This window comes from Roseobacter sp. EG26 (assembly GCF_049830555.1).
Classification (GTDB): domain Bacteria; phylum Pseudomonadota; class Alphaproteobacteria; order Rhodobacterales; family Rhodobacteraceae; genus Roseobacter.
Genome location: NZ_JBNBLH010000044.1, coordinates 1 through 1,391, shown reverse-complemented (window position 1 = coordinate 1,391; position 1,391 = coordinate 1). Strand labels below are relative to the sequence as shown.

Annotated in this window: 1 protein-coding gene; it reads left to right on the top strand. The window is 57.8% G+C overall.

Translation table 11 applies throughout. The annotated features are described in order from the left end of the window. Window positions 1-89 precede the first annotated feature (89 nt). Entirely contained in the window at window positions 90-1,124 is a 1,035-nt protein-coding gene (locus tag ACOTTU_RS24900) for an IS110 family transposase (protein ID WP_425662217.1), read from the top strand. The last annotated feature ends 267 nt before the right edge of the window (window positions 1,125-1,391 follow it).

Sequence of the window (1,391 nt, the reverse complement as noted above, 5' to 3'; positions counted from 1 at the left end):
GGACAAAGCATGGGTAATCGGGCTGGCCTGATGGACGGGTCGGGTTCTCGATAGAGTTGTAGTAATTTCTGCAACCTGAGGAGAACGAGATGGATTACTTTGTTGGTTTGGATGTATCGCTGCGGTCAATTGCGATTTGCGTGATTGATGCCGAAGGCAATACCGTTCTCGAGCGATCGACCGTGTGCGAGATTGAGGACATTGTGCAATGTCTGGCGAGGTTTGATGCTCCCGAGCTGCGGATTGGCTTTGAAGCCGGCGCGATGAGCCAACATTTGTTCTTCGGATTGCAGGCGGCAGACTTGAATGTCGTTTGCATGGAGGCTCGCCAAGTGAATGCCGCGCTTTCGGCCATGCGCAACAAGACCGACAAGACGGACGCCCGCGGCATCGCGCAGGTGCTTCGATCCGGTTGGTTCAATCCCGTACATATGAAGAGCCGTGAGGCACATGCCGTGCGGGCGCTGCTCAGCAGCCGCAAAGCGGTCCAGCGAAAGTGCATTGATCTGGCCAACGAGATACGTGGGCTGTTCCGATTCTTTGGGTTGCGCCTGCCATCTCGTATCGACCAGGCATCCTTTGATGAAAGGGTCCGTCCCATCATAGAAGCTGACCCCGACCTGTCACATGCCTTGCTGCCGCTGTTGGATGCTCGCGCGGTGCTCTTCGCCACGTACCGGGAACTGGATCGACGCGTGAAGCAAGCGGCCAGCCATGATGAGACCTGCCTACGCTTCATGGCGATCCCTGGCGTGGGGCCGATAGCGGCCTTGACCTTCAAGGCCGCAGTAGATGATCCCAAACGCTTCACCAGCTCAAGAACAGTCGCCGCGCACTTTGGCCTGACGTCGAGGCGCTATCAGTCAGGGGAGATGGACAACCCTGGCCGTATCTCAAAGGCCGGAGATGCAGATGTTCGATCCGCGCTGTACGCTGCGGCGAACGCGATGATGATGCGATCGGTTGCCAGTTCGGAGATCAAGTCCTGGGGGTTGCAGCTGATGCGCCGCAAAGGCCGTCGGCGTGCCGTTGTCGCTGTCGCTCGAAAGCTTGCGGTCGTGATGCATCGCATGTGGGCCGACAACACCGAGTTCCGTCAAAGACCATTGGAGGGTGCCGCATGAACTGAACTTCCAACGATCAATGACGGGATCGTCCCTCACCGGACGAGGTCAGCGGATGACGCCGAAAACGGCTGCTGCGCCACTTGAAGCGCGAGACTAAGCTGGGCGCTCCGCGACCGATCCGACACATGCATGCAGCGGTCCAACCGAACCGGACCATTATTGACTGCGGAGAGAAGCTTGACCCGGATGAGAGACACGATCCCAAAGCATGGAAACGATGAAATGAACTTGACCCAAACGCCCGATTAGAGAAGCTGCCGTTCA